The organism is Dankookia rubra (assembly GCF_004355005.1).
GTDB lineage: Bacteria > Pseudomonadota > Alphaproteobacteria > Acetobacterales > Acetobacteraceae > Paracraurococcus > Paracraurococcus ruber_A.
Window position 1 is genome coordinate 58,873 of the sequence record NZ_SMSJ01000019.1, and the last position, 21,269, is coordinate 80,141.

Sequence of the window (21,269 nt, forward strand, 5' to 3'; positions counted from 1 at the left end):
CCGATGCTGAAATCCCATGCTGCACGCCTTGCGAAGAACGATGACCCGATCGGCCGCCGTGTTCACAAGATCGTGTGTTATCACTTTATAGTCAATAAGCAAATTTAAAGGAACCAATTTGGTTTCTTAGCGTAGCAGCGCTCCATGCTGCCGCAGGAAGCCGAGCAGCGGCAGCAGCGGCAGGCCGAGGATGGCGCTGTGCTCGCCCTCGATCCGGTCGAAGAGCTGTACCCCCAGCCCTTCCAGCCGATAGGCGCCGACCGAGGTCAACACAGCCTCGCCCTCCGCCTCCAGGTAGGCGTCGAGGAATGCGTCGGAAAAATCCCGCATCGCCAGCCGCGGTCGGGCGACATGCTGCCAGACCTGCATCCCGCCGCGCCAGCAGACCATGGCCGAGACCAACTCATGCGTCCGGCCGCGCAGCGCCTGCAAATGCGCGCGCGCGCCATCCATACCAGCCGGCTTATCGAACCACTGCCCTTCGCAGACCAGCATCTGGTCGGCGCCGATCACCAGCGCCTCGGGGTGCCGGCGAGCGATGCGCTGTGCCTTGGCCTCGGCCAGCAGCATCGCTGCGTCCTCGACCGGAATGCCTTCGGCCTGGGCGCTTTCCTTGATCGCGGCCTCGTCCACTGCGGCAGCCTGGGCGGTGAAGCGCAGCCCGGCCGCCGCCAGCACCGCCCGCCGGGCGGCCGAGGCGGTGGCCAGGATCAGCTCGGGCGCGGCGGCCTGGACCCGCGGGCTCACGAGGCCGGCCGCTGGGCTTCGGCCTCGGCCTGGCCGCGACGGGCGTGCCAAGCTTCCATCAATTGCAGCACGGTCGCCGCCGTCTCCTCGATGCTGCGGCGGGTCACGTCGATCACCGGCCAGCCATGCGCGGTGCAAAGCCGCCGCGCCTGCAGGATTTCGGCCTTCACGCTGTCCGGATCGATATAGTCGGAGGTGTCCTGGCGGACGCCGTCGGCGCCGATCAGCCGCAGCCGATGCCGGCGGATCTCGATCAGCGCCGCCGTCTCGATGGTCAGGCCGACCACCGGGCAGCGCGGGTTGTCGAGCTCGGGCGGCAGGGCGGCATGCGGAACGATCGGGACGTTGGCCGCCTTGATCCCCCGGTTCGCCAGGTAGAAGCAGGTCGGCGTCTTGGACGAGCGGGACACGCCGACCAGGCAGACATCCGCCTCGGCGATGCCGGCCGTGCCCTGGCCGTCGTCATGCGCCAGCACGTAGTGCATGGCGTCGATCCGGCGGAAGTAGTCGGCGTCCATCACGTGCTGCGCTGCCCGCTTCTCCTTTGCCTGGGCGCCAATCTGGCTCTGCAGCAGTTCCATCGTCTGGTCGAGCACCGACAGGCAGGGCACGCCGAGCCGCTCGCATATCTCCTCCAGCGCGTGCCGCAGGCTGCGGTCCACCAGCGTGAAGAGCACCGGCCCGGGCTCGTGCTGCAGCCCTTCCAGCACGCGATCGAGCTGGAGGCGGGAGCGGATGAGGCTCCAGCGGTGGTGGATGACGTGATGGTCCTCGAACCGGGCGAGGGTCGCGCGGGCGATGGAATTCAGCGTTTCCCCGGTGCTGTCGGAGACCAGATGCAGGTTGATGGAACGGAGGGGCATGATGGGGAGGATACCGTGGACAGCGGGGGATACCGGGGAAAACTCTAGCGGCTCGGACGGGATTGGGGGACTGGCTTAACGAGTCCTCTTCGATCCGACCGGCGGTATGGTCGCGAAGGGGGTCTCGTGAGGAATCCGGGCGGTCCGGAATTATCCCCGGGATTCAACCGAGTCGCCGCCCGGCATGGTTGTGGACAGAGCTGTGGATGGTTCGCGAGGCAATTGGCTCCACATTGTCCACAGGCATCAACAGACCCTACCACCTTTCAAGAATCCTGTTTTCTTGCGAGAGAGTAGAGCGATGGAGACCGAACGTCCCGCGCCGGGCCAGGCGACCCCTTCGACGACCCAATCCAAGCCGATGCTCCGCGCCCTGGCCGGGGAGGCCGTCTGGCCGCCGCCGATGTGGCTGATGCGCCAAGCCGGCCGCTACCTGCCCGAGTATCGGGAGGTGCGGGCCCAGGCCGGCGACTTCATCGCTCTCTGCACCAACCCGGAGCTGGCGGCCGAGGTGACGCTGCAGCCGATCCGCCGCTACGGCATGGATGGCGCCATCCTCTTTTCCGACATTCTCATGGTGCCCTGGGCCATGGGCCAGCCGCTGCGCTTTGCCGAAGGCGAGGGGCCGCAGCTCGCGCCGGTTCGCACTGCCGCGGCGATCGAGGCGCTCGACCCCGCGATCTGCGCCGGCAATGCCGCGCCGATCATCCAGACCGTGCGGCTGGTCCGCGCCGCGCTCGACGCGCATGCCCAGAAGACTACACTGATCGGTTTTGCCGGCAGCCCCTGGACTGTCGCCTGCTACATGGTGGAGGGCCATGGCAGCCGCGACTTCGCCGCCGCCCGCGGCATGGCCTATGGCGAGCCCCAGCTCTTCGGCAAGCTGATCCGCACCTTGGTGGAGGCGACCACCGCCTACCTGCTGGCCCAGGCCGAGGCGGGAGCCGAGGCGCTGATGCTGTTCGACAGCTGGGCCGGGACCCTCTCGCCATCGCAGTTCCGCCGCTGGGTGATCGAGCCGACCGGGCAGATCGTCCGGGCCATCCGCAAGGTGAACCCGGCGATCCCGATCATCGGCTTCCCTCGCCTGGCCGGCCCGATGCTGGCCGAATACGCGCAACGCACGGGCGTGCAGTGCCTCGGCGTCGACACCACCATGGACCTGCGCTGGGCCTCCGGTGCGGTGGAGGCGCACCAGGCGCTGCAGGGCAACCTGGATCCGCTGGCGCTGGTTGCCGGCGGCATGGCGCTGGAAGCCGAGGCGCGCAGCATCCTCGGGACCATGCGGGGGCGGCCCTACATCTTCAACCTGGGCCATGGGATCGAAAAGGTGACCCCGCCCGAGCATGTCGCGGCCCTGGTGCGGCTGGTCCGGACCGGCTGAGCCGCACCATCGCCCGCCTCGGCCAGGGACGCTCCGCTTATTGGAATGGGGCGCCCCGCTTCCGGGCTTGACCTCCCTTGCGGGCATGTCATGTCCAGCGCCATGGACCAGACCGCGCCCGCCGGCTCTACGACCCTGCCCGAGGATCGCCCCAGGGCGGCCCGCCGGCGCGTGGCCGTGGTGCTATTCAATTTGGGCGGCCCGGACCGGATCGAGAGCGTCCGGCCCTTCCTCGAGAACCTGTTCCGCGACCCGGCAATCCTGCGGGTGCCAGGTTTCATCCGGCCCTGGCTGGGCAAGTTCATCGCCCGGCGGCGCACCAAGGCGGCTTCCGAGAACTACGCGATCCTCGGCGGCGGCTCCCCGCTGCTGGAATTGACCGAGGGCCAGGCGCGCGCGTTGGAAGCCGCCCTGGCCGGCGAGACGGATGCCGAGTACCGCTGCTTCATCGCCATGCGGTACTGGCACCCGATGAGCGATGCCTGCGCTGCCGAGGTCGCCACCTGGGGAGCGGAAGAGGTGCTGCTGCTGCCGCTCTACCCGCAATATTCGACGACGACGACCGGCAGCAGCCTGGCGGAATGGGCCCGGGCCGCGCGGAAGGCCGGCATCGACCTGCCGACCACCACGCTCTGTTGCTGGCACTCCGACCCGGCCTTCGCCGCGGCAACCGCCGCCATGGTGCGCGCTGCCTGGCACCGCGCCCGGACCGAGCTGCCGGGCGGCGTGAAGCTGCGGATCCTCTTCTCCGCCCATGGCTTGCCGGAAAGCATCGTGAAGTCCGGCGACCCCTACCAGTGGCAGGTCGAGCAGGCCGTGGCCGCGGTGGTCGAGCGGCTGGCGATGCCGGAACTCGATCACGTCGTCTGTTACCAGTCGCGCGTCACCCCGCAGAAATGGATCGGCCCGAGCACCGAGGACGAACTGGAGCGTGCGGCGCATGACAAGACCGCCGTGCTGGTCTGCCCGATCGCCTTCGTCTCCGAACACTCGGAGACCCTGGTCGAGCTGGATGTCGAATACCGGGAGGAGGCCGACCGGCTCGGCGTCCCCGGGTATTTCCGCATGCCTGCCCAGAACAGCGACCCCGGTTTCATCGCCGCGCTGCGCGACCTGGCACTGACGGCCCGGGCCGGCAGCCGTCGGCTCTGCAGCTTTGCCGGCGGGCGCCAATGCCCGAAGGCCTTCGGCGATTGCCCGCATGCCAGGGCCCGCGCGAAGGAGATGGCGTGATACGCCCGCGCGCGGTGCTGTTCGACTGCGACGGCGTGCTGGCGGACAGTGAAGGCCTCGTCAATCGCATCGTCGCCGAGGACCTGACCGTGCGAGGCTGGCGGCTCTCGGCGGAGGAGGCGAGGGAGACCTTCCTCGGCCTCGCCGCGCCGGACATGCTGCCGATGATCGAGGCCCGGGTCGGCCCGCTGCCGCCGCGCTGGATGCACGACCTCTCCCGCACCATCGCCGCCGCCATGCAGCGGGAGCTCCTGGCGGTGCCGGGCGCCGTGGCCGCGGTGCAGGCGGTGGCCGCAGCGGGGTTGGCGGTGGCCGTCGCCTCGAATTCCGGCCGGGCGGAGCTGGTCTCGAAGCTCGACCGGCTGGGCCTTGCCAAGGCCTTCGGCCCGCGGATCTTCAGCTTCGAGGACGTCGCCCGGCCGAAGCCCGCGCCCGACATGTACCGCGCCGCGGCGGCGGCATGTGGTGCCGCCCCGGCCGATTGCGTGGTGGTGGAGGACAGCCTGCTCGGCGCCCGGGCCGGCATCGCCGCCGGCTGCCGGGTGCTGGGCTTCACCCGGGAGACGGATGCCTCGGTCCTCGCCGCGGTCGGCGCCGTGCCCTTCGCCCGGATGGATGACCTGCCGCGGCTGCTCGGGCTGCAAGGGCTGGCGGCGTGACCTTCGACGCGCTGGCGCCGGCCTATCCCTGGGTGAAGTCCGTCCACCTGATGGCGGTGATCGCCTGGATGGCCGGGCTGTTCTACCTGCCGCGGCTGTTTGTCTACCATACCCAGGTGGCGGTGGGCTCGGAGCAGGACGCGCTGTTCAAGGTGATGGAACGGCGGCTGATCCGCGCCATCATGAACCCGGCCATGATCGTGGCGTGGGCACTGGGGATCACCCTGGTCCTGACCCCCGGCGTGGTCAGCTGGACCGCTGGCTGGTGGCACGTGAAATTTGCCTCTGTCCTCGGCATGACCTGGTTCCACCACCACCTCAGCCTCGGCCGAAAGGCCATGGAGCGCGGCGAGCGGCCGCGCACCGAGCGCTACTGGCGGGCGATGAACGAGGTGCCGACCCTGTTGATGGTCGCCATCGTTCTGATGGTCATCGTCAAGCCGTTCTGAGAAGTTCTTGACTTCGCCGTCTGGATTGACCATCTGGGCGGTTGACGGGTGGCGGTGGCCTGCATAGGGTCCCGCTGCTCCTCGGGCGGCACGCGCGTTTCCGCGTTGCGCCGCCCAACCTCCCTCCTCTCCTCGGGACTTCGCCGGCCGACGGCTCCGACCTTATCCAGCCTCTGGATCGATGTCGTGTTCGTGGCACTGGCGGAACGGCCGGGGCATCGGCGCGGGTCCTCCGCGCCACTGCCGGCCTGACTGGGAAGGGTTCCGCTTCCCCAGCATTTGGACGCGCCGCGCCATGCATCTTTCCGAACTCAAGGCCAAGAGCCCGGCCGATCTCCTCTCCTTCGCCGAGGAGCTCCAGGTCGAGAACGCATCTTCCCTGCGCAAGCAGGACATGATGTTCGCGATCCTGAAACAACTGGCGGACAACGACCAGGCGATCTACGGCGAAGGCACGCTGGAGATCCTGCCGGATGGCTTCGGCTTCCTCCGCAGCCCGCAGGCCAACTTCCTGCCCGGGCCAGACGATATCTACATTTCCCCGGCCCAGGTGCGGCGCTTCGGCCTCCGCACCGGCGATACGGTGGAAGGCCAGATCCGCGCGCCAAAGGATGGCGAGCGCTACTTCGCGCTGCTGAAGGTCAATGCCATCAACTTCGAGCCGCCGGAGAACCTGCGGCACCGCATCAACTTCGACAACCTCACCCCGCTCTATCCGACGCGCCGGCTGAAGATGGAGAATGCCGAGGTCGAAAGCGTCGGCAAGGGCCCGACCAAGGACTACACGCACCGGGTCATCGACCTGATCGCGCCGATCGGCATGGGCCAGCGCGCCCTGATCGTGGCGCCGCCGCGCACCGGCAAAACGGTGATGCTGCAGAACATCGCCAAGTCGATTACCGCCAACCACCCCGACGTCTTCCTGATGGTGCTGCTGATCGACGAGCGGCCGGAGGAAGTCACCGACATGGCCCGCACCGTGCGCGGCGAGGTCGTGGCCTCCACCTTCGACGAGCCCGCTACGCGCCACGTCCAGGTGACGGAGATGGTGCTCGAGAAGGCCAAGCGCCTGGTCGAGCACAAGCGCGACGTCGTCATCCTGCTGGATTCGATCACCCGGCTCGGCCGCGCCTACAACTCGGTCGTGCCGTCCTCGGGCAAGGTGCTGACCGGCGGCGTCGACGCCAATGCGCTGCAGCGGCCGAAGCGCTTCTTCGGCGCGGCCCGCAACATCGAGGAAGGCGGATCGCTGACCATCATCGCCACCGCGCTGATCGACACCGGCAGCCGCATGGACGAGGTGATCTTCGAGGAGTTCAAGGGCACCGGCAACTCGGAACTCATCCTCGACCGCAAGCTGTCGGACAAGCGCACCTTCCCAGCGATCGACATCACCAAGTCCGGTACCCGCAAGGAAGAGCTGCTGGTCGACCGCGGCACGCTGACCAAGATGTGGGTGCTGCGCCGCATCCTGAACCCGATGGGCACCCAGGACGCGATGGAGTTCCTGTTGGACAAGCTGAAGTACAGCAAGACCAACAACGACTTCTTCGAGGCGATGAATACCTGAGCCAGCGGGCGGCGCCTGCCGGCGCCGGCCACCCTACCGGGCCATCACCCCCTCGAGCACCTGCTGCGCGTCGGTATCGCCGGCCTCGGCCAGGGCCATGAAGCGCCGCAGCCCTTCGATCCGCCAGCCCGGCGCCTCGCTGTAGAGATAGGCCGCTGCCGGCAGCGGCAGCGCCTGGCCGAGTGACCCGGCCGAAAGCTTGGGCTGCCGGGCAACGGTGACCGTCAGGAGGATGGCCTTGTCATCGGCCTGGTCGGCCACCCGGACCCGCCCCTTGCCGGCCGGGCCAAGTGCTGCGATCGCCACCCGCGCCATGCGGCTGCCGCGGATCGTCTGTGATGCCAGCACGCTGTTGCCCTCCGGGCCGAGCACCTGCACCACGAAGGGCCCTGTCCCGCCGGCCCAGACCACCGGGAAATCGACCTCGCCGGCGGCGATGAAATAGCTCGTATCGGCCAGTCCGCCGGCATGGCGGAGCAGCGGCACCACGGCCGCGGTCGCCTCCTCCGGCGAGACCACGGCGCAGCTGGACCGCGGCCGCAGTTTCGCACAGGCTTCAAGCGCATCGAACTGGTCGAGCCCGGCAATGCGGGCGCGCCACAGCCGCGCCCCTGCCCGTTGCACCGCGACGACCGCGATGCCGGCGGAGGGCAGCCCGAGTGCCATCTGCGCCGCGGTGGCCGCGCTCCGGGCCTCGGTATTTTCCGCAAAGCCGCCGAGGTCGATCTGCCAGTCGCCCGGCTCCGCCCCCGTCCCGCCGCGGTTCGCGCTCATGGCCAGGTCCTCCCCCAGCGGTGGCCGCGAGGTGGCTTGGCGGGCAGCGACGGTCCCGCCGGTCAGGTTCGAGATGCCGGCCATGCTGGCGGCGCGCGCCTCGTGCGGCTGCGGCGGGTCGCGCTGGAAGGCCTCGAACAGGGCGCGCAACGGGCGCCAGAGCTGCCAGCTTTCCGGCGAGGCCTGGCTGGCCTCGACCGTGTATTGCAGGCCGGGACGGCCATCGAGTTCGACGAATGGCTGCTTCCGCTCGCCGAGATACAGCACCTTGACGCGGGTGCCGCGGTCGAGCACCCGGACGGTGTCGCGGGGATAGAGATCGAGCACGTTGCGCCCGGTCAGGGTGCCGTTGTGGCCGGGCCGCTCCACCTCGACCCGGTCCGGGTCGCCGCTGACGATTCGAAGCAGCGCCGCCGGCGCCTTGTCCTCGGCCGCGGCCCAGCCCGGCAGCAGCACGCCGAGGACCGTTGCCGCGGCCCTGGCACGGCGTCCGCCGAGCGAGCGCAGCAGCGCCGCGCCGGCCCAGACCCGGCCGACGATCCAGGACGCGCCCCGATGGATCCAGATCATCAGCAACTCTCCGACTTCGACCAGGGCTTCCAGGGCCACCGCAATGACCGGCACCAGGCTCAGCAGGCCGACCTGGCCCCGCGTCAGCGCTGCCAATGCTGTCTCGAGCGACACGAAGACGACGCAAGCGACGGCTAGCGCGGTCATCGCCGCGAAGATCAGCAGGTCCGCCAGCAGCGCGACGAAGCTTCGCTTCGGGTTGCTGCCGACCCATCGCCGCGGCAGCAACCGCGCGAGGCAGAGACAGGCGATGCGGCTGAGCAGCCAGTAGAGGACGCCGATGCTGGCCGCGACCAGGATCAGCATGATCTCGAGGACGAGGTGCTCCCGCGTCCCGGCATGCGCCAGGGCCCCCGTATGCAGCAGCCCGGCCAGTGCATTGGCCTGCAGCAGCGCCCCCGGCATCTCGCCGAGCGGCGTGAGGAAGCGGTCGGCCTCGGAGCCCTGGTTGTCCTGCCCGACCACGACGATCGCATTCCGCAGGAGGTCCTTCGACAGCTTCGGCAGGTCGACCGCGGAGACGGTGCGGAACCACGGATTCGCCGCGACCGGCGCGGTGGCCAGGCCGTGCTCCGGGCGGATCAGGAAAGAGATCGGCTCCTCATGCGCGTGGTCATCGACGCAGGGCGCGTGGCCGGCATCCGGCTCCGGCCGGAACAGCGCCGCGGTGCCGCGGGCGAGGGAAGGCAGGTCCTGCCAGATGCCATCCACTTTGATGCAGCGCATCGGCGGCAGGCTCCGCACCACGCCGTCCGTGTCCCGCAGCACTTGGTCGGAGGCGAAACGGATGCCGGGCGGCAAGGGGCTGGGATAGGCCGGGCCCGGCGCGACCGGCGCCGGCGCGATCCGACCGGCCTGGGTCGACGCGATGATCGGCGAGGCGAGCAGCATCGGCGCCCCGTCCCGCGACAGGGCAGCCCGCATCGCCGCATCGCCCGGCGAACTGTCCTCGAAGACGATATCGAGCATGATGGCCGCCGCGCCGGAGCCGCGCAGGGTATCGATCATCGCGGCGATCCGGCCGCGGGCCTCCCGCGCGCTGTTCGCGACCCAGTCCTCGAGCGTAGCGTCGTCGATGGAGACGAAGATGATCCGCGGTACGCCGGGCCGGATGAAGGCATCGGACTTCATCGACGCCAGGGAGATCACCAGATCGGATCCCAGGCGGTTGAGGTGCTGGATGAATGCCAGGGGCGAGAGCAATTGCATGATGCCCGCGAAGAGCACCCCCAGCATGATGCCCGAGACGAAGCGGACGGCCGCCCCCCGCAGGGTGAGCGGTTCGCCGTCACTGTCCTTGCCATGGTCGTGTCCGTCCGGCATCGACGGTCCCTCCGATCGGCGCGTCAGCCTTCGAATGTCAGGAAAACATCATTCCGAGGTGATCGCATGCTTGGCCACCAAATAAGGAACACGAAGCTGTGCCCTTCGGGACTCCCGGCCGGATGCAGGCGCGCATGACCACGTCCGACAGCCTCGTCCCGGCGAATGCGCTTGCCGACACCCTCCGTGCCGCCGTCTTCGCTGCCCGGGTCCATGCCGGCCACCGCCGCAAGGGCAGCGCCGCCGAGCCCTACGTCAACCACGTGCTGGAGGTGGCGGAGATCCTCGCCACCCATGGCGCCCCGCCCGCCGCCGTCATTGCCGCACTGCTGCACGACACGGTAGAGGACAGCGACCAGGACCCCGAGCCCTGCACACTCCAACACCTGGAAGCCGCCTTCGGCCCCGAGGTCGCCGGCATCGTGGCCGAGGTCTCGGACGACAAGTCGCTGCCGAAGGAGGTCCGCAAGGGCCTGCAGATCCGCCACGCCGCCAAGGCCTCGGACGCCGCGAAACAGCTCAAGCTGGCGGACAAGATCTCCAACCTGCGCTCGATCGCCGCCAGCCCGCCGAAGGGCTGGGACCATGCGCGGCGGTTGGAATATGTCGGCTGGGCCGGCCGCGTCGCCGCCGGCGCCAAGGGCGCCAACCCGGCGCTCGATGCACTGTTCGACGCGACCTACCGGGAGGCCGTGCGGCGCCTCGCCGAGGAGGGCTGACCGGGCGCGCCGGGCAGGGCATTCTGCAGCCATCATGACCGATGTCGCCGCGCTCGAACGCGCCTGCCTCTCCGCCCTGCCCGCGCCGCGCCATGCCTGGGACGGCCCCTTCGTCCTCAAGGCCAATCTGGGCGGCACCGGGCGGGCCAATGCCTGCTGCTCGCTCGACCCGGCGCCGGATCCGGAACTCGATGGCCGCATCGGCCGGATCGAGGCGACCTACTACCGGCTTGGCCTCACCAGCCGCTTCCGGTCCACCCCGCTCGACCCGCCCGGGCTCGCCGAGGCATTGCTGGCGCGCGGCTATGCTTTGGACAAGGACGACACCATCGTCCATGCCGGCCCGGTCGCCCCCGTCGCTGCAGCCGTTGCCGCTGTGCGGGACGAGGCGGGGCCGACCGAGGCCTGGATGACGCTGATCACCACCGCCGAGTACCAGACACCGACGCGGCGTGCGGAGAAGCTGCGCAACCCGGACCTGCTGGCCGCGCGCGGCGCCTGGCTGGTGCTGCGGGAGGATGCGACAGATGCCGCATGCCTCTTCGCCGTGGCGGACGGCGCCTGCTGCGGGATCTTCGACCTGGCGACCCGGCCGGAGTTCCGTCGGCGCGGCCTCGGCGCCCGCTTGATCCGTGCGGCGGCGCATTGGGCGGCAGGACATGGCGCCACCACGCTCTATGCCCAGGTGGCATCCAGCAACCGCGCCTCGCGCGCCCTGCAAGAAAGCCTCGGGCTGCGGGAGGCCTACCGGTACCGGTACTACACCAAGCCTATCGCGCCCTGAGCCGCGGTTCCGCCGCTGCCTTCTCCACCAACAGGTCGAGCACCGCGCGTACCCGTCGGGACAGCGCCCGGCCGCCCGGCCAGACCGCATGGACCTCGCGCGGCTCGGCCCGCCAGCCCGGCAGCACCGGCACCAGCCGGCCGATCGCCACTTGGCCCATCACCCCCCAGGGCGCCAGCAGGGCGAGGCCGAGCCCGGCCTCGGCGGCGATCTGCGTCGTCTCGATGGCGTCCGCCGCCATGCGGCCATGCATGGCGACCGAGGCGGTGGCGCCGTCCGGGCCCTCCAGCAGCAGCTGGTCGCCCGGCCGGGCGCCGCGCAGGACGCAAAATTCGTGGCGCCCCAGGTCGTCCGGCGTCTCCGGCATCCCGGCCCGAGCCAGGTAGGCCGGTGCCGCGAATAGGGCGAAGTCGACCCGCCCAAGCCGCCGCGCGATCAGTGATTGCTGGCGGATCGGGCCGATGCGGATGCCGAGATCGATCCCCTCCTCGACCAGGTCGACCGCCTTGGATTGCAGCCGCGCCTCGACCGACAGGCCCGGATGGGTCGCCAGGAAAGGCGCCAGCCAAGGCATTACCACGGCATTGTAGAAGGAAGCGACGCAGGAGATCCGCACCAGCCCGGTCGGCGCGCCCTGCAGGCCGCGCACGGCCGCCTCGGCCTCCTCCAGCTCGTCGAGGATGCGGACGGCATCGAGATGGAAGGCCGCCCCCGCCTCGGTCGCCGAGAGGCCACGCGGCGAGCGCAGCAGCAGCGGCACGCCGAGCCGGTGTTCCAGCTCGGCCACGATGCGGGAAACGCTCGGCTGGCTCATCGCCAAGTCACGCGCGGCGCGGGTGATGTTGCCGGTCTCCACCACGCGGCGGAAGACCTGGAGCTGCTGAAGCCTGTCCATCGGACCGGGATACTACCGGAATTTTTCCGGCCGGAATTCCTCCGGCCGGATGACCCACAAAGATGTTCCTTACGGGATCAGCACGGTGCTGCCGGTTGTTTTCCGGGATTCGAGGGCACGATGCGCCTCCGCGGCATCCTTCAGCGGGTAGGTCTGGTTTACCGCGATCTTCACCGCGCCGGACTTCACCACCGCGAACAGGTCGTTGGCGGTGGCCACTAGATCTTCCCGCTTCGCCGTATAGGTGTTGAGCGTCGGCCGCGTCACGTAGAGCGAGCCCTTGGCTGCCAGCACGCCCAGATCGGTGGTGACGGGGCCCGAGGCATTGCCGTAGGTGATCATCAGCCCGCGCGGCGCCAGGCAGTCGAGCGAGATGAGGAAGGTGTCCTTGCCGACGCTGTCGTACACCACCGGCAGCATGGCGCCGCCGGTAATCTCCTTGACCCTGGCGGGGATGTTGTCGGTGGTGAGCAGTGCGTGGTCGGCGCCGAGGCTCTTGATCAGCGCGGCCTTTTCAGGGGTCGAGACGACGCCGATCACGGTGGCGCCCAGGTGCTTCGCCCATTGCACCAGGATGCTGCCGACGCCGCCTGCCGCGGCATGCACCAGGATGGTGTCGCCCGGCTTGATGGCATAGGTGCGCTTGACCAGGAACTGCGCGGTCATGCCCTGCAGCATCATCGCCGCGGCCTGCTCGAAGCTGATGCCGTCGGGGATCTTCACCAGCTTCTCGGCCGGGGCGCAGCGGGCCTCGGCATAAGCGCCGAGCGCGCCGGCATAGGCGACGCGGTCGCCTGCGGCGAATTCGGTCACGCCGTCGCCGACCGCTTCCACCACGCCGGCGCCTTCCATGCCGATCGTCACCGGCATGGACGGTGCCTTGTAGAGCCCGGTGCGGAAGTAGACGTCGATGTAGTTCAGCCCGACCGCCTTCTGCGCGATCAGCACCTCGCCCGCCTTCGGCCCCGGTTTCGGCACTTCCTCCCAGACCAGTTTTTCGGGGCCGCCGGTTTCATGGACGCGGATGGCATGGTTCATCGAGGTGTTCCTTGGCGCTGGCCGCCATCCGGCGGGAATAGGGAGAGCTCGCCTGTCGCGGCGGCCGGGCGGGCCCGGGCCTCGAGGGCGAGGAGGTAACGCTTCGTAGCCGCACCTTCGCCGCCCGAATAGCCGCCGAGCGTGCCATCCGCCGCGACGACACGGTGGCAAGGGATGAGGATCGGGATGGGGTTGCTGCCATTGGCCTGGCCGATGGCGCGGGCAGAACGACAGCCGATTTCCCGCGCGATGTCGATGTAGCTGCGCGTCTGGCCAGGTGGAATGCGGCAGAGCGCATCCCAGACCTGCCGGCGGAAGGGGGTGCCGCGCGGCGCCAGCGGCAGGTCGAAGGTGGTACGCTGGCCGTCGAAATAGTCCTGCAGCTGGGACGCGGCCTCCCGCAGCAGCGGGTCCGGCGGCGGCAAGCCGGGCGGCGCATGGGCGCGGCCGAAGTCAAGGGCGACGATCGCTCCGTCCTCCTCGAAAACGGTGAGCTCGCCGAGCGGAGTATGAAGGGTCAGGTAGGACATGGAAGGGAGGGATGGCACACCTAGGCCCGCCCGGCGTCAAGCGGATGCGATCCGGGCATGTTTCATGCAATTTCAATGAAATCACCCGTCAGGGTTAGGGAAGGTGGTGGCGAGCCCTGCCTCCCCTGGCCGTGGGGGAAGTGGATGGCTACATGAATCGGCATCAGGCCGGCGCTTCCACCGGTCCCTCCCGGAGAGCCGCCTTGCCCGACGTCCCCGTTCCCAGCGACCCCCCGCCCTATTTCCGCGCTCATGTCTTTGTCTGCTGCAACCGGCGTCCTGATGGCCACAGGCGTGGCTCTTGCGCCGCACGCGGGTCGGAGAAGCTGCGGGACTACATGAAGGCGCGGGCCAAGGAATTGGGGCTTGAAGGCGTGCGGGTGAACCAGGCGGGATGCCTCGATCGCTGCGAGTTCGGCCCGACCCTGGTGATCTACCCCGAGGGTGTCTGGTACCGGCCTGAGACGCCGGCCGATGTGGACGAGATCCTGGCGGCCCACCTGCAGGCCGGCGGCCGGGTGCCGCGGCTGATGCTGACCGAGAAGGACGTCGTGCCGAAGGGCTGACCTGATGGTTGAAGCCACGATCTTCGCCCTGGCCTCCGGCGCCGGGCGGGCCGCGGTGGCGCTGCTGCGGCTGTCCGGCTCGGGCACCGCCGGGGTGGTCGCGGCGCTGGCCGGCGGGCTGCCGCCGCCTCGCCGCGCCTCGCTGCGCCGGCTGCGTGACCCGCGCACGGCGGAGCTGCTGGATCAGGCGCTGGTGCTCTGGTTCCCCGGCCCGGCCAGCTACACCGGCGAGGACAGCGCCGAGCTGCACCTGCATGGCGGTCCGGCCGTCATCGCCGGGGTGGCGGAGGCGCTGGTCTCCGCCGGTGCTCGCCCGGCCGAGCCCGGCGAGTTCACCCGCCGCGCTTTCCTGAACGGACGCATGGACCTGACCGCTGCCGAGGGCATCGCCGACCTCGTCGCCGCCGAAACCGTCGCACAGCGCCGTCAGGCCCTGCGCCAGGCGGAGGGCGCGCTCGCCACGCTTTATGGCGGCTGGACGGCGCGTCTGACCGCGTTGCTGGCACGGCAGGAGGCTTTCATCGAGTTCGAGGACGAGGACCTGCCCACCGGCCTCGACGATGCGGTGGCCCTCGGCAGCGCGGCGCTGCGGGCCGAGATCGCCGCGCATCTCGCCGATGCAGGCCGCGGCGAACGGCTGCGGGAGGGTTTGCTGGTCGCCATCCTCGGCGCGCCGAATGCCGGCAAGTCTTCCCTGCTGAATGCGTTGGCAGGGCGGGAGGCGGCGATCGTCTCCGCTCGGGCCGGCACCACGCGGGATGTGGTGGAGGTGCGGCTGGACTTGGCGGGCGTACCCGTGACCCTGGCCGATACCGCCGGGCTGCGCGAGGCAGCCGACGAGATCGAAGCGGAGGGCGTGCGCCGCGCCTGCCGCCGGGCGGAAGAGGCCGACCTCGTGATCGCCGTCTTCGCCGCCGACCAGGCGCCGGACGGGGCGACCCTGGCCTGGGTCACGCACGCCGCGCTGGTGCTGGCGAACAAGCTGGACCTTGCCCCGGCGCCGACCGCGATCGGCGGCGTGGTGCCGCTCGGCATCTCCGTCCGCACCGGCGCCGGGCTGGACGCGCTCCGCATCCGGCTGGCCGAGGAAGCCGGGGCGCGTGCCGGCCTCGCAGCCGAGGCGACCCTCACCCGCCCGCGCCACCGCGCCGCTCTGACGGAGGCCGCCGGATGGCTGGCCGAGCTCGACACCGCCTCGCTGCCGGAACTGCGCGCCGAGGCGCTGCGGGCGGCGCTGCGGGCGATCGGCCGAATCACCGGTCGGGTCGGGGTGGAGGCGGTGCTGGACGCGGTCTTCGGCGAATTCTGCATCGGGAAGTGACGGCATGAATCTCAGCACCGGTGAACTCCGCGAATTCTTCGCCCGTTGCGCCAAGGCGCGGCAGCGCTTCCAGGAACTCGCCGTACAGGCGGTGCCGCGGACGAAGCTGATGGAGCATGCTGAGCGCCTCGGCATCGCGGTGGCTGACGAGATGGCCCAGCCCTCGGAGGAGGAGCTGGCCTTTGCCTTCGACTTGGCGATCTATACCGCACCGCCGGGCCGGTCGCGTGCCATTGACCGGTTGGCGAAGCAGCATGCAAGGCTGCCGGGCGAGGCGGCGCTGGTGCTGAACGGGCTCAGCCGGTCCTGGTTCTCGGTCTTTGCGGTGCAGAGGCTGCACCCTGAGGCCGGCTTTATCCTGGAGGACGCCCTGCTGGGCGGCGAGGTCTGGGTGGTGGACGAGCTTTTGGCTGAGCAGGCCGAGCCGGGCACGGTGCTGGCAACGCGTTTGGCGCGGATCAGCGGCTTCGCCATCACTTGCGGCGTGGTCTCCGTGCTGGACGAGGCGATGCTGGCCCGGCTACGCCAAGTGGTGTCTGGCGGCGAGGTGGATGCGCTGGACCTGGTCGAGGCGCCTCGTTTCGCGCAGAACATGTGGCTGCACGCGCTCGGCTCCCGCGTCGGGTAGCTTCGTCGCGGCGGCGGGGTCGGCTATATCCCACACATGTTCGACGCGATCTTCGATGTGGTGGTGGTGGGCGGCGGCCATGCCGGCTGCGAGGCGGCGGCCGCTGCGGCCCGCTGCGGTGCATGCACCCTGTTGCTGACCCATAGGCTGGACACCCTCGGCGAGATGTCCTGCAACCCCGCGATCGGCGGGGTCGGCAAGGGGCACTTGGTTCGGGAGGTGGATGCACTCGACGGGCTTATGGGCCGCGCGGCGGATGCCGCTGGCATCCATTTCAAGCTGCTGAACCGCAGCAAGGGCCCAGCGGTGCGCGGACCGCGCGCCCAGGCCGACCGCAAGCTGTATCGCCAGGCCGTGCAGGCGCTGCTGCGGGCGACCGAGGGGTTGAGCCTCGAGGCGGACGCGGCGGAGGATTTGGTGCTCGGCGACAATGGCCGGGTGGCCGGCGTGGTCACCGCCAGCGGCCGGCGAATCGGCGCCGGGGCAGTGGTGATCACCACCGGCACTTTCCTCCGCGGCATGATTCATATCGGCGAGACGCGCATCCCGGCGGGACGCGTGGGCGAAGCGCCTTCGGTTGGCCTCGCGGATACGCTGCGCCGCCTCGGTCTGCCGCTGGCCCGCCTGAAGACCGGTACGCCGCCGCGGCTGGATGGCAGAACCATCGACTGGGCGGCGCTCGAGGCCCAGCCAGGCGACGACCCGCCCGAACCGCTGTCCTGGATGACCGAGCGGATCACGAACCGTCAGGTCGCCTGCGCCTTGACCGCGACGACGCCGGCGACGCACGACCTGATCCGCGCCAACCTACACCTTACGGCCGTGTATAGTGGCCGGATCGAGGGGGTGGGACCGCGATACTGTCCCTCGATCGAGGACAAGGTGGTCCGTTTTGCTGACCGCCAGCGGCACCAGATCTTCCTTGAGCCCGAGGGGTTGGACGACGACACGGTCTATCCGAACGGCATCTCCACCAGCCTGCCGGAGGCGGCGCAGGCGGCTCTGATCGCCTCCATTCCAGGGCTTGGGCGGGCGCGCATCGTCCGGCCCGGGTATGCGATCGAATACGACCATGTAGACCCGCGCGCGTTGACTCCGACGCTGGAAGTACGGGCGGCGCCCGGCCTGTTCCTTGCCGGCCAGATCAACGGTACCACGGGCTATGAGGAAGCCGCAGCCCAGGGGCTAATGGCCGGGCTGAACGCCGTCTGCTGCGCCGAGGGTGCCGTGCCTGACCGGGTGCTGACCCGGAGCGAGGCCTATGCCGGTGTGCTGGTGGATGATCTCGTGCTGCAGGGCGTGACGGAGCCCTACCGCATGCTGACCGCACGGTCCGAATTTCGGCTGGCGTTGCGGGCCGACAATGCCGGCCTGCGCTTGACGGAGAAGGGTGTTGCCTGGGGTGTAGTCGGTGCCGAGCGGGCGCGGGCGCATCGCACTTATGCCGCGACGCTGGCGGATGCGCTAGCGCGTGCCCGCGCCGAAGGTGGCTCCCCCGTTTGGTACTTGGGCGCCGGCGTGCCCATCAACCAGGATGGTCGCTGGCGGAGTGCGCTGGACGCATTGGCGTTGCCCGCCTTGACGGCGGACACTGCCGACCGGCTCTTCCCATGGCTCCGCGACCTGCCTGCGCGGGTACGGGCGGAACTGGAAGCGCAGGCTCTTTACGCCCCTTATCTGGAGCGCCAAGCGGCCGAGCTTTGCGTATTGGAGCGGGAGGAGCGGTTGGCGATCCCAGCGGCGACGGATTTCACAGCCATCCCCGGCCTTTCGACCGAGATGCGTCATCGTCTGACGAAAGCCTCTCCAACTACACTCGGAAGTGCGGGCCGTGTCCCGGGCGTCACCCCTGCGGCCCTCGTCGCCCTTGCCGTCCACCTCCGCCGCACCGAAGCACGTTTCACGTGAAACAGCGCGAGGTCGATGTTCCACGTGAAACAGAGGACCGACTGAGGGAGTTCGTCGCGCTGCTACTTCGCTGGAACGCAAGTATCAATCTGACCGCCGAGCGGGACCAAGCGACCATCTGGCGACGCCACGTGCTGGACTCCCTGCAGCTCGCCCCCTTGGTCCCGGACACTGATGGTCCCCTCGTCGATCTCGGCTCCGGCGCCGGCTTCCCCGGCCTGATGCTTGCCTTGGTGACCGGCCGTGAGACGCATCTGGTCGAATCGGACCGTCGCAAATCGGCCTTCCTCATCGAGGCAGCGCGGGTGCTCGCCCTGCCTCGCGTCAAGATCCATCCCACCCGTATCGAGGCCGCCACCCTGCCCCGCGCCGCCATCCTCACCGCCCGCGCCCTCGCGCCGCTCACCGCTCTCCTGCCTCACGCCCACCGCACCCTCGCCCCCGGTGGCTTCGCCCTGTTTCCGAAGGGCCGTACCGCCGAGCAGGAATTGACGGATGTCGCCGGCGCCTGGATCATGCAAGTCGAGCGGTTCCCGAGCCGAACCGACCCCATTGCCACCATCCTCCGTCTCAGCGAGATCCATCCTGCCGGCTCCCATGCCTGACCGGGCCCGTCCCCGTGTCATTGCCCTCGCCAACCAGAAGGGTGGTGTCGGCAAAACCACTACCGCCATCAACCTGGCCACCGTCCTTGCGACGGACCACAAGGTCCTGCTGCTCGATCTTGATCCCCAGGGCAATGCCTCCACCGGTCTCGGAGTTGAGCGCGCCGGACGCGGCGCCGGCACCTATGCCCTGCTGGTCGATGGCACCCCGCTGGTCGAGCTTCTCGTCCCTACTCCCGTCCCCAACCTCCGTCTCGTCCCAGCCGATTCGGATCTGGCCGGCGCTGAGGTGGAATTGGTAGCGATGAGGGACCGCGAGCACCGCCTCCGCCTCGCTCTCGCAGCCGACCCGCCGCTGGCCGGCAGCTTTGACTTTATCCTGCTGGACTGCCCGCCCTCCCTCGGCCTGCTCACCCTGAACGCCCTGGTCGCCGCCCATGGCGTGCTGGTGCCGCTGCAGACCGAATTCTTCGCCCTCGAAGGCGTCAGCCAGATCACCCAGACGATCGAGCGGGTGAAGCGGGCACTGAACCCCGGCTTGGCGCTGGAAGGCATCCTGCTGACCATGTACGATCGCCGGAACAACCTGTCCGAGCTCGTCGCCCAGGATGTGCGTGGCTTCTTCAAGGACAAGGTCTTGGACACCGTGATCCCGCGGAACATCCGCTTGACTGAGGCACCCTCACATGGCCTCCCCGTCAGCCTTTACGACGCCCGCTCCCCAGGTGCGCAAGCCTATGCCGCACTGGGCGCGGAGGTGCTGCGCCGGCAGAAGCGCACATGAGCGGCGTCAAGAAGCCGATGCGGCTGGGCCGGGGCCTCTCAGCCCTGATGGGCGAAGCCTCTGCCCCCATCCCTGCCAGTAGCGAGGGCATACGTACGCTACCGGTCGAGCTGCTGCAGCCCGGCCCATTCCAGCCGCGCGGCCCGATCGATCCCGGCCCGCTGCAGGAGCTCGCAGACAGCATCAGGGAACACGGTGTCCTCCAACCAATCCTGGTGCGGGAAAAGCCGGGCGCTCGCGGCGAATACGAGATCATCGGCGGCGAACGTCGCTGGCGCGCGGCCCAGCTGGCGCAACTGCACGAGGTTCCGGTCCTTCTCCGCAACCTCGACGACACCGCGGCTATGGCCGCTGCCCTGGTCGAGAACCTGCAGCGTCAGGACCTCAACGCGCTTGAGGAAGCCGAGGGCCTCCGCCGCCTGATCGACGAATTCGGCCTGACCCAGGACCAACTCGGTCAGGCGGTCGGCAAGAGCCGCAGCCATGTGGCCAATACCCTCCGCCTGCTGGCCCTGCCGGAGCGGGTGCGGGAACTGCTGCGTGATGGCGCCCTCACCGCCGGCCATGCACGCGCCCTTCTGACATCGCCCGATGCGGAGACCCTCGCGCTGCAGGTTGTCGACCGTGGGCTGAACGTTCGGCAGACCGAGGCGCTTGCCGCCCAGAAGCCGCGCAATTCCCCCGCGAAGCCCCAGACAGCGCCCGAGACGGCAGCGCTGGAGCGGGACCTGTCCTCCCGGCTCGGTCTGAAGGTCAGCATCCGGCATGCAGGGAAAGGCGGGCAGGTCTCGATCAACTACCGGGATTTGGATCAGCTCGACGGGCTCATTCGGCTGCTGCAGCAGTAGGAAAGGCGGGGAAAGATATTTCCCCGGACCTCCATCTACATTCGTAAGTTTTAGCGCCGGGCTGCGGCTTGGCGGGCCAGGGTCGTAACCGCGCCGCGGGCGATGGTCGCCGAAGGCAGGCCCGTGGTCTTGGTGCGGCGCTCGGCCTCCAGCAGGGCCGCGCCCGCCGCTTCCAGGCTTTCGGGGCGCCAGACCCGCAGAGCGCGCTCCATGGCCGGCTTGTGCCGGAAGAAGACGGGCGGGCGAAGCTGATCCAATGCGCCGCCAGGGGCGGCGCCCGCCGCCACTGCCAGTGCCGCCAGGTGCAGCCGCTGCACATGCCGCAAGGCCGCCCGCACCACCTGCACGGCGTTGGCGCCCTCGGCGAAGGCGGTGTCCAGCGCCTTGTCGGCCACTGCCACATCCCCCGCCATGGCCGCCATCAGCGCCTCTTCGAGGTCAAGCGCCGAGCCCTCCGCCACGCAGGCAACTGCCGCCTCCGGTGTCACCTTGCCGCCCGTTCCGACGAACAGTGCGAGCTTCTCTAGCTCCCGCCGAAGCAACATCCGATCCTCGCCCAGCCGTTGCGCCAGCCAGTCCAGGGCAATCGGCTCAGCCGTCACGCCCAGCTCCTGCAGGATTCGCCCGATCGAAGCCGATAGCTCCGCCCCTCGCTCACGGTAGCAGGCGATCACTGCGCCGGCTGGGGAGGCCTCGACCGCCTTGAACAGCGCCGCGCTGGTCCTGAGCTCCGGCGCCTCGATCACCACCAGTCCTGGCCCAGGCCCCGTCAGCGCGGCTTTGGCGGCATCCGCCACCTGCTTGCCGTCACCGGCATCGCGCAGCCGCACCAGCACCCGCCCGCCGGTCAGCGGCGAACTCGCCGCCTCGTTCGCCAGCACCGCCGGCGCCCGCAGCGTCTCCTTGCCGATCTCGACCAGCCGCAGGGCATCGCTCTCGGTCACCGCGCGGATCAGCGCCTCGCAGCGCTCCCGGATCAGGCCGGGATCGTCGCCATGCAGCAGCGCCACGCGGCAGCCGCCGGGATCGGCCAGGAAGGCGCCGATGCGCCGCGCGTCGAGCTTCGCCATG

General features: G+C 69.7%; 21 protein-coding genes. 14 read left to right on the forward strand and 7 right to left on the reverse strand.

Annotated elements, in window-relative coordinates; genetic code table 11:
* Positions 1-126 precede the first annotated feature (126 nt).
* Positions 127-747 (reverse strand): Maf family protein, encoded by a 621-nt coding sequence (locus E2C06_RS15970; RefSeq protein WP_133289606.1) that lies wholly within the window; start codon positions 745-747, stop codon positions 127-129.
* Positions 744-1,610, reverse strand: a complete 867-nt coding sequence (locus E2C06_RS15975) for a pyruvate, water dikinase regulatory protein (protein ID WP_133289607.1) — start codon at positions 1,608-1,610, stop codon at positions 744-746. Before E2C06_RS15975 ends, E2C06_RS15970 begins: the two co-directional genes overlap by 4 nt.
* A 301-nt stretch (positions 1,611-1,911) precedes the next feature.
* Here E2C06_RS15975 and hemE point away from each other — a divergent pair, with 301 nt between their 5' ends.
* The 5 genes from hemE to rho all read left to right on the forward strand — a co-directional run bounded on the left by hemE (position 1,912) and on the right by rho (position 6,905).
* Positions 1,912-2,994 carry a uroporphyrinogen decarboxylase gene (gene hemE / locus E2C06_RS15980; protein ID WP_133289608.1) on the forward strand — a complete coding sequence of 361 codons (1,083 nt, stop codon included), beginning with the start codon at positions 1,912-1,914 and terminating at the stop codon, positions 2,992-2,994.
* 90 nt (positions 2,995-3,084) lie between these two features.
* Positions 3,085-4,227 (forward strand): ferrochelatase, encoded by a 1,143-nt coding sequence (gene hemH, locus E2C06_RS15985; RefSeq protein ID WP_133289609.1) that lies wholly within the window; start codon positions 3,085-3,087, stop codon positions 4,225-4,227.
* The gene (locus E2C06_RS15990) at positions 4,224-4,886 is read left to right on the forward strand and encodes an HAD family hydrolase (RefSeq protein ID WP_241671310.1); all 663 of its coding nucleotides are present in this window, start codon (positions 4,224-4,226) and stop codon (positions 4,884-4,886) included. The genes hemH and E2C06_RS15990 overlap by 4 nt, the downstream gene beginning before the upstream one ends.
* Positions 4,883-5,335 (forward strand): protoporphyrinogen oxidase HemJ, encoded by a 453-nt coding sequence (gene hemJ / locus E2C06_RS15995; protein WP_133289611.1) that lies wholly within the window; start codon positions 4,883-4,885, stop codon positions 5,333-5,335. Before E2C06_RS15990 ends, hemJ begins: the two co-directional genes overlap by 4 nt.
* A 295-nt stretch (positions 5,336-5,630) precedes the next feature.
* Positions 5,631-6,905: a transcription termination factor Rho gene (gene rho, locus E2C06_RS16000; protein WP_133289612.1), complete on the forward strand. Its 1,275-nt coding sequence runs from the start codon at positions 5,631-5,633 to the stop codon at positions 6,903-6,905.
* A 33-nt stretch (positions 6,906-6,938) separates the two neighbouring features.
* Here the strand turns inward: rho and E2C06_RS16005 are convergent, their stop codons facing one another.
* Positions 6,939-9,572, reverse strand: coding sequence for a CHASE2 domain-containing protein (locus E2C06_RS16005; protein ID WP_133289613.1), 2,634 nt, complete (start codon positions 9,570-9,572; stop codon positions 6,939-6,941).
* A 134-nt stretch (positions 9,573-9,706) separates the two neighbouring features.
* Here E2C06_RS16005 and E2C06_RS16010 point away from each other — a divergent pair, with 134 nt between their 5' ends.
* Both E2C06_RS16010 and E2C06_RS40315 read left to right on the forward strand, forming a co-directional pair.
* On the forward strand, positions 9,707-10,291 hold the full coding sequence (locus E2C06_RS16010; RefSeq protein WP_133289614.1) for an HD domain-containing protein: 585 nt from the start codon (positions 9,707-9,709) through the stop codon (positions 10,289-10,291).
* A gap of 34 nt (positions 10,292-10,325) precedes the next feature.
* Positions 10,326-11,075 carry a GNAT family N-acetyltransferase gene (locus E2C06_RS40315; RefSeq protein WP_133289615.1) on the forward strand — a complete coding sequence of 250 codons (750 nt, stop codon included), beginning with the start codon at positions 10,326-10,328 and terminating at the stop codon, positions 11,073-11,075.
* Here the strand turns inward: E2C06_RS40315 and E2C06_RS16020 are convergent.
* The 3 genes from E2C06_RS16020 to E2C06_RS16030 all read right to left on the reverse strand — a co-directional run bounded on the left by E2C06_RS16020 (position 11,062) and on the right by E2C06_RS16030 (position 13,538).
* Positions 11,062-11,970 (reverse strand): LysR family transcriptional regulator, encoded by a 909-nt coding sequence (locus tag E2C06_RS16020; RefSeq protein WP_133289616.1) that lies wholly within the window; start codon positions 11,968-11,970, stop codon positions 11,062-11,064. The two genes, E2C06_RS40315 and E2C06_RS16020, sit on opposite strands and share 14 nt — an antisense overlap.
* Before the next feature lie 69 nt (positions 11,971-12,039).
* Positions 12,040-13,008, reverse strand: coding sequence for a quinone oxidoreductase family protein (locus E2C06_RS16025; RefSeq protein ID WP_133289617.1), 969 nt, complete (start codon positions 13,006-13,008; stop codon positions 12,040-12,042).
* A complete protein-coding gene (locus tag E2C06_RS16030; RefSeq protein ID WP_133289642.1) occupies positions 13,005-13,538 on the reverse strand; it encodes a methylated-DNA--[protein]-cysteine S-methyltransferase in 534 nt (177 codons plus the stop codon). Before E2C06_RS16030 ends, E2C06_RS16025 begins: the two co-directional genes overlap by 4 nt.
* Before the next feature lie 203 nt (positions 13,539-13,741).
* On the opposite strand from E2C06_RS16030, the gene E2C06_RS16035 reads away from it, so the two are divergent.
* Genes E2C06_RS16035 through E2C06_RS16065 form a run of 7 tightly spaced genes read left to right on the forward strand, consistent with a single transcriptional unit; the run spans position 13,742 to position 20,198 of the window.
* Positions 13,742-14,104: a (2Fe-2S) ferredoxin domain-containing protein gene (locus E2C06_RS16035; RefSeq protein WP_133289618.1), complete on the forward strand. Its 363-nt coding sequence runs from the start codon at positions 13,742-13,744 to the stop codon at positions 14,102-14,104.
* Positions 14,105-14,108: 4 nt separating this feature from the next.
* On the forward strand, positions 14,109-15,425 hold the full coding sequence (gene mnmE / locus E2C06_RS16040; protein WP_133289619.1) for a tRNA uridine-5-carboxymethylaminomethyl(34) synthesis GTPase MnmE: 1,317 nt from the start codon (positions 14,109-14,111) through the stop codon (positions 15,423-15,425).
* Positions 15,426-15,429: 4 nt separating this feature from the next.
* On the forward strand, positions 15,430-16,053 hold the full coding sequence (locus E2C06_RS16045) for a hypothetical protein (RefSeq protein ID WP_133289620.1): 624 nt from the start codon (positions 15,430-15,432) through the stop codon (positions 16,051-16,053).
* 36 nt (positions 16,054-16,089) lie between these two features.
* Positions 16,090-17,961, forward strand: a complete 1,872-nt coding sequence (mnmG, locus tag E2C06_RS16050) for a tRNA uridine-5-carboxymethylaminomethyl(34) synthesis enzyme MnmG (protein ID WP_133289621.1) — start codon at positions 16,090-16,092, stop codon at positions 17,959-17,961.
* Positions 17,958-18,566 (forward strand): 16S rRNA (guanine(527)-N(7))-methyltransferase RsmG, encoded by a 609-nt coding sequence (gene rsmG / locus E2C06_RS16055; RefSeq protein WP_133289622.1) that lies wholly within the window; start codon positions 17,958-17,960, stop codon positions 18,564-18,566. The genes mnmG and rsmG overlap by 4 nt, the downstream gene beginning before the upstream one ends.
* Positions 18,559-19,350: a ParA family protein gene (locus E2C06_RS16060; RefSeq protein WP_133289623.1), complete on the forward strand. Its 792-nt coding sequence runs from the start codon at positions 18,559-18,561 to the stop codon at positions 19,348-19,350. The genes rsmG and E2C06_RS16060 overlap by 8 nt, the downstream gene beginning before the upstream one ends.
* The gene (locus E2C06_RS16065) at positions 19,347-20,198 is read left to right on the forward strand and encodes a ParB/RepB/Spo0J family partition protein (protein WP_133289624.1); all 852 of its coding nucleotides are present in this window, start codon (positions 19,347-19,349) and stop codon (positions 20,196-20,198) included. Before E2C06_RS16060 ends, E2C06_RS16065 begins: the two co-directional genes overlap by 4 nt.
* Positions 20,199-20,248: 50 nt before the next feature.
* Here the strand turns inward: E2C06_RS16065 and holA are convergent, their stop codons facing one another.
* Positions 20,249-21,268: a DNA polymerase III subunit delta gene (holA, locus tag E2C06_RS16070; RefSeq protein WP_133289625.1), complete on the reverse strand. Its 1,020-nt coding sequence runs from the start codon at positions 21,266-21,268 to the stop codon at positions 20,249-20,251.
* Position 21,269: the final 1 nt, after the last annotated feature.